Origin of the sequence: Microcystis sp. LSC13-02, assembly GCA_002282935.1 — a bacterium.
GTDB lineage: Bacteria > Cyanobacteriota > Cyanobacteriia > Cyanobacteriales > Microcystaceae > Microcystis.
The window spans coordinates 1-5,991 of sequence record MTBT01000006.1 but is presented as its reverse complement, the minus strand read 5'-3'; the positions used below and the strand labels follow the sequence as shown (position 1 = coordinate 5,991).

4 protein-coding genes and 1 pseudogene are annotated in these 5,991 nt (G+C 43.5%); 2 read left to right on the top strand and 3 right to left on the bottom strand.

The genetic code is table 11. The annotated features are described in order from the left end of the window. Positions 1 to 177: 177 nt before the first annotated feature. Together dxr and BGL89_RS00205 are read right to left on the bottom strand one after the other, a co-directional pair. Positions 178 to 1,350, bottom strand: coding sequence for a 1-deoxy-D-xylulose-5-phosphate reductoisomerase (gene dxr / locus BGL89_RS00210; RefSeq protein ID WP_286823623.1), 1,173 nt, complete (start codon positions 1,348 to 1,350; stop codon positions 178 to 180). A 493-nt stretch (positions 1,351 to 1,843) separates the two neighbouring features. Next, positions 1,844 to 2,677 (bottom strand): acyl-CoA desaturase, encoded by an 834-nt coding sequence (locus BGL89_RS00205; protein ID WP_110578684.1) that lies wholly within the window; start codon positions 2,675 to 2,677, stop codon positions 1,844 to 1,846. A gap of 665 nt (positions 2,678 to 3,342) precedes the next feature. Between BGL89_RS00205 and BGL89_RS00200 the strand changes: the two are divergent. After that, positions 3,343 to 3,441 (top strand): annotated as a pseudogene (locus tag BGL89_RS00200) (aluminum resistance protein); the annotation flags it as partial. 210 nt (positions 3,442 to 3,651) lie between these two features. After that, positions 3,652 to 4,938 carry an ABC transporter permease gene (locus tag BGL89_RS00195; protein ID WP_286823620.1) on the top strand — a complete coding sequence of 429 codons (1,287 nt, stop codon included), beginning with the start codon at positions 3,652 to 3,654 and terminating at the stop codon, positions 4,936 to 4,938. 12 nt (positions 4,939 to 4,950) lie between these two features. Here BGL89_RS00195 and BGL89_RS00190 read toward each other — a convergent pair whose 3' ends face one another. After that, the gene (locus BGL89_RS00190; protein ID WP_286823619.1) at positions 4,951 to 5,613 is read right to left on the bottom strand and encodes an ABC transporter ATP-binding protein; all 663 of its coding nucleotides are present in this window, start codon (positions 5,611 to 5,613) and stop codon (positions 4,951 to 4,953) included. Positions 5,614 to 5,991 lie beyond the last annotated feature (378 nt).

The following is a 5,991-nucleotide window of genomic DNA, read 5'->3' as shown; positions in this document are numbered from 1 at the left end:
TCCCAATCCTATTTTCTTGCACTAACATCGGACTTTAACAGGTCAAAAGCTTTATTTTAAAAGGGTTTTACCATTATTCAGCAGACCCTAACTAGAAAAAATAGCCGAAATTATTGATTTTTCTATCCTAGACCTGTAGAGACATTAGAGTTAACATCCCTACAGAATCTAGACTATCTAGACTAGATTGGCAATCAGACAGTTAGATACCTCTTGACGCGCCCAATTATCGGCGGCTAAAATGTCATCTAGGCTAGGAGTAGAACTGTTATGAATTGCAAAGCGATCGCAAACTTTTTCGATCACCCGGGGAATATCTAAGAAGCTAATCTTTTCTTCTAAAAATAACGCTACCGCTTGTTCATTAGCCGCATTTAATACTGCTGCCATTGCCCCACCCGCGCGGCCGGCTGCGTAGGCTAATCCCATACAGGGATATTTTTGATGATCGGGTTCTTTGAAGGTTAAACTGCCAGCTTTAACTAAATTTAAAGGTTCCCAATCGGTATAAATTCTTTCAGGCCAAGACAAGGCATATAACAGGGGTAAACGCATATCTGGCCAGCCTAATTGAGCTAAAACCGAGGTATCCTGTAACTCAATTAAAGAGTGAATAATACTTTGGGGATGAATAACAATATCGATCGCATTATAATCGACACCAAATAAATAATGAGCTTCGATAACTTCTAGACCTTTATTCATTAAAGTAGCCGAATCGATGGTGATTTTTCTGCCCATAGACCAGTTAGGATGTTTGAGGGCATCAGCTACAGTTACTTGCGGCAATTTTTCCACGGGTAAATCACGAAAAGCACCCCCAGAAGCGGTGAGAATAATCTTTTTTAATCCCCCCGGGGGAACTCCCTGTAAACATTGAAAAATAGCTGAATGTTCCGAATCGGCAGGTAATAATTTAACTCGGTGTTTTTCCACTAAAGGCAGCACCACCGGACCGCCAGCAATCAGGGTTTCTTTATTAGCGAGGGCGATATCTTTACCAGCAGTAATAGCGGCAATTGTCGGCAGCAATCCCGCACAACCGACAATTCCCGTGACGACGCTTTCGGAATCGCCATAACGGGCCACTTCGATTACTCCTTCCTTTCCTGCTAAGATAATCGGGGTGTAGTCAAGGTCGGAAATTAGGCTTTTCAGGTCTTCTAGTTGACTTTCGTTATTAATCGCCACGATTTGCGGGCGAAATTGCCGAATTTGCTCCGATAGTAGTTGAATATTATTACCCGTGGCTAATCCCACCACTTGAAACTTATCGGGATGATCGCTGACAATATCGAGAGTTTGAGTACCGATCGAGCCAGTAGAGCCTAAAATCGAGATTTTTTTCATTAGAAACTTAATATAATTTGGGGATTAGCTTTAAATATACGTTCTCTGGGGTCCTTCTGGCACGTCGGCATAAATATTAAACATTTGTTAAAAAAGTTAATAGTTTGACTTTTTTGTGCTAAGGGTTAGAAAAAGTCAGCGATCGAGATGGTGACAGAGAAGAAATCAAGCAGAAAGGCTAACGGATTAGGCTGTCTAACGGGCGGCCTCGTTTTTTGCCTCTTATTTCCCCTGTGTGTTTACATTTTTGGTTGGCTATCCTTCGCTCTTGGCCCGATGGGTTGCGCTTTCCCCAGTCAATGTTCAGCAGAGGGGGAAATAATCAAGTTTATCCTATCAATGATTTCGTTTTTTGGGGGAGGATTGGCAGTACCTATATTCCTCAGTTATGCCGTGGGAAAAGATGTCAGGTTTGGGTTAAGTCGGGGAAAAAATAGCCGAACTTAAGCTTAAGTTCGGCTATTTTTATAATCTATTTAACTACTGGATAAAACTAACTTTCTGTCGCCGTTGCCGTGGTGGGAGGTAACTTAATATTAGTAGCTAATCCCAGAATTTGCAGTAGACGGATGGTCATCCAAGTCAGGTCAACCTCCCACCATTGTAGGCCATGACGGGCCGAATACTGATAGGCATGGTGATTATTGTGCCAACCTTCACCGAAAGTTAAGAGAGCAACCCACCAACAATTTTTAGAATTATCGTGGGATTCATGGCTAACATAACCAAATTTGTGGGTGGCGCTATTGACAAACCAAGTGGAGTGGAAAACTAAGACCAAGCGAACAAAAATTCCCCAAATTACAAACGGCCAACCACCCATAGCATAGAGAATTAAGCCTAAAACAATTTGGATAGGAACAAAATAATTTTGACAGAATTTATAGAAAGGATCGTCGGCGATATCTTGGGTAAAACGAGCAATTTCTTCGTCGGCAGGAATTTCGTGCAGCATCCAACCCATGTGACTCCACCAGAAACCTTTATTAGAATCGTGGGGATCGGGAGCAGTATCAGAATATTTATGATGAATACGATGTAGGCCTATCCATGCGATCGCACCTCCCTGACAAGCGAGGGTCCCGCACAAAACCAGAAAGTATTCTAACCATTTGGGAGTCTTAAAACTCCGATGGGAGACCAAACGATGGAAACCGAGGGTAATTCCTAAACCCCCGGTAATCCAATAGAGAATCAATGTTACTCCCACAGCACCCCAGCTAAAATTGCTAGGTAAGAAGGCTAAAAGAGCCACTAAGTGGATAAAAGCCATGTAGATGAGAGTCACCCAGTCGATGGGAAGTTTTTCGGAAGTCGCAACAGTCATTGAATAACCCAAAGGGAAACAACAGGAGACAGAGCATCATAGTCTTATCTGTCTCGATTTGACACAGGAGGAACTTTGACGCTTATTGACACTCCCGTCGCGCTTAAGCGAGGGATTCTTGGTTCAACGAGTCCGCTTAAATTAGATGCCTTGCGTTATCCAACCCAGAGGTGGTTCTCTCCCCAAGCATTACTTTTCGTATGCCCCACGATAGTTGTATTTCTACAAAATTTGCTTGAATTGAAGTGTTAGCTTCAAATGCTGCTTTGTCTAGTTCCTGCAAAGATTTTACCTACCTACAGGTAAAAACTAGAACAATTAGGCAGAACCCCATATCTTTAATTGTCAAGGTGCAGATAGCGTAGTGGTTAGACTACAGGGGTTTTTAAAGCGGTTGATTACCCTATCCGCTATACTTATATGGTAGCTATTTTGCCTGGATAGGTCAAGACCCTTAAAAGAGGAAGTTATTCGAGATTTTGTCAGGAGACTGGACACTTATTTTTAATCGTGCTTCGTGTCACTGAGCTTGTCGAAGTGCTGCTCTAGGCTGGCCTTTGTTTCATCCCTTCGGTAAAACCGAGGGCTTCGGCCGTGAGATCAGCCGAACGGTCTTCACACGACATTTGAGATAAATAGTAACAAATATCACAGTCTATTGTTTGATGGCTATCCCCTCTCTACTCCACAGGGCAGAAAAGGCCGTACTTCCCATCTTTTCGGAAATTGACGCACAGGTCAAGGAAAATCTCGCTAAAATCCTATTGGGAAAGTATGGCGAAGCGATTGATTTCCCTAAGTGAGGGTTTTTATCGGCAATGCTATCGGACGGGAAAGCCGCAGTCAATACAGCATAATCTCTTCTATAAACAGTAAATAAGGTAATTTATAGATAAAAAAAGACAAATAAGTCGAAAATATCTCTTTTATCCGCTCATAAATCTATATCATTTAGCCAGATTAAATAGAACTCAATGACTCTTAACTTACCTAAACAAATACTTCAGGCTGATCATCCTCATCCCGTGGCGATCGGTGAAATTGTCTCGATAGCGATCGAAGCTCTCTGGAGTAATAAACTGCGGACTCTGTTAACCATGTTAGGGGTGATTATTGGCATTGCCTCCGTGATTGCTCTCACCTCCGTAGGCCAAGGAGTACAAAAAGCCACCGAACAAAAAATTCAATCTCTAGGTACTAATGTTTTACAAATTTTACCAGGAGAAGCCAGAACCGGGGGGATTAGTCTCGGCCGCGGTTCCAGTAGTACCTTAATCTGGGAAGATGCCAAAGTTATTCAAAATCAAGTTCCCGGTGTGCAGGTGGTCTCCGCCTATCTGCAGCGTCCGGCACCAGTGCTAGCGGGCCAGGTCAATCATGCCACTAATGTGGTGGGAATCGATCTTAACTACATGAAAGCGAGAAATACAGAACTCAGCCAAGGTCGATTTTTTACCGAGGAAGAAATGGCACAGGCGACACCAGTGGCGATTTTAGGCTCGAATCTGTTAACAGAACTCTTTGGCGATGATACTAATCCTATTGGTAAAAAGCTTTGGATTGAAAGAAAAAATAGTTACGAAATTATTGGGGTATTTGAGCCAAAAGGTGCAGAAGGTTCGATCGATCGCGACGATCAGGTCTTTATTCCTCTGAGCAATATGTCTTCTCGTCTGGTCGGCAATAATTCTTTAAGTGGTAAGGCTGTTAACGGCATTTATGTCAAAGTTGACCAGCAAGATCAGATGAAAAATGCCGAGTATCAAATTACTAATCTTTTGCGTCAGCGCCACAATCTCGCCGCTTCTCAAGCCGATGATTTTAGCATTAGAAACCAAACCGATGTGGTCAAAACCTTGACCACGGTAGTGGGTTTGTTTACAGTGATGCTGGTGGCGATCGCTGGCATTTCCTTAGTAGTCGGTGGTATTGGCATCGCTAATATCATGTTAGTTTCCGTGGTGGAACGCACTAGGGAAATCGGGATTCGCAAAGCTGTGGGGGCTACCCGTTCGGCAATCCTCCAACAGTTTTTAGCGGAATCGGTGATGATTTCCCTGACTGGCGGCGGCATCGGTGTCTTATTGGGAATTTTAGTAGCCCTCTGTAGCGCCCAGATTTTCCGATTTCCCTTTGTCTTGTCAGGTTGGTCGATAATCAGTGGATTTGGCTTATCTTTTTTCGTTGGTTTGTCAGCAGGGGTAATTCCTGCCCGTTCTGCCGCTCATTTAGACCCGATTACCGCTTTACGACGGGATTGAGGCCAATACACCCTAAAAAACGATTAAGCCATCTTGAAGACGGATCACCCGGCGGGTTTGGGCAGCTACATCAGGATCGTGGGTGACAATCACAATCGTGATCCCCTGTTGATTGAGTTCGGTTAGTAAATCCATCAGTTCTTGGGACGTTTGTGTATCTAAGGCCCCCGTCGGCTCATCGGCCAACACCAGAGCCGGTCGATTAACTAGGGCCCGGGCGATGGCGACTCGCTGTTGTTGTCCCCCAGAAAGTTGGCTAGGCCGATTGTGGAGATAATTAGCCAATCCAACTCTAGCTAAAGCTTGCATCGCTCTTTGACGACGCTTTGGCTTGGGAACATTGGCATAGACCATCGGCAACATGACATTTTCTAGGGCAGTGGAGCGGGACAATAAATTAAATTGTTGGAAGACAAAGCCAATCCTCTGATTGCGAATATAGGCCAGTTGGTTATCGTCCAAGTTCTTTAAGTTTCTGCCTTCTAAAATATATTGTCCCCCCGTCGGGCGATCGAGGCAGCCGATAATATTCATCAGGGTTGATTTCCCGGAACCCGAAGCTCCCATAATGGACACGTATTCCCCCGACCGAATTTCCAGATCTATGCCCCGAAGAACAGGAATTTTCACTTCCCCTAGAGAGTAAATTTTTGTAATTGTCTGCAAGAAAATCATCGTTTTTACCAGGGGTGATTTAATACCCACATTCCGCAGGTTGACAAACAAAAAAAAATCATTAAACCTGAAAGCCTTTCTGTGCAAGGGCTTTGTCTAATTTAGTTCACTTGAATTAATCTGTTTGTTGATATTGATAATGAATCCTCCTTATTGAGAATTGGTTGAGCAAGGCTTGTACGATATTGCTTTGCGAAAATTATCCCTCTTTTGTCAGTTTAGGAAATTTCCAGGAAATTACGCCGTTTCAGCCAAAGATAAATCAAGGTTTGACAGACAAAAGAGGGGGGAGCATCTCACCTTTGTAACCCCTAAATCAGGTTTTATGTCAAGCTATTTTGAAAGCCTTGCTAGAAACCAGTTTTAGGGACAAGTATA

Excerpts from the sequence above, each read along its gene's own strand:
- dxr (WP_286823623.1), bottom strand. The coding sequence starts at position 1,350 with ATGAAAAAAATCTCGATTTTAGGCTCTACTGGCTCGATCGGTACTCAA.
- BGL89_RS00205 (WP_110578684.1), bottom strand. The coding sequence starts at position 2,677 with ATGACTGTTGCGACTTCCGAAAAACTTCCCATCGACTGGGTGACTCTC.
- BGL89_RS00195 (WP_286823620.1), top strand. The coding sequence starts at position 3,652 with ATGACTCTTAACTTACCTAAACAAATACTTCAGGCTGATCATCCTCAT.
- BGL89_RS00190 (WP_286823619.1), bottom strand. The coding sequence starts at position 5,613 with ATGATTTTCTTGCAGACAATTACAAAAATTTACTCTCTAGGGGAAGTG.